This is a genomic window from Seonamhaeicola marinus (genome assembly GCF_008085455.1).
Map to the genome: position 1 here is coordinate 1 of NZ_VSDQ01000158.1, position 201 is coordinate 201.

Here is a 201-nt window from a genome sequence, read left to right on the forward strand (position 1 = left end):
TTTACCAATTCACAGGCAAGCTCCTAAATTTGAGGATTTATCAACGTCTACTGAAGTTTTATTTACTGGTATTAAAGTAATCGATTTAATTGAGCCTTATGCAAAAGGTGGTAAAATTGGATTATTTGGTGGTGCTGGTGTAGGTAAAACAGTATTAATACAAGAGTTAATTAACAATATTGCAAAAGGTCACGGTGGTTT

At 32.8% G+C, this 201-nt stretch carries 1 pseudogene; it reads left to right on the plus strand.

The window, feature by feature from the left end:
• Positions 1 to 201 (plus strand): annotated as a pseudogene (locus FUA24_RS01220) (F0F1 ATP synthase subunit beta); the annotation flags it as partial.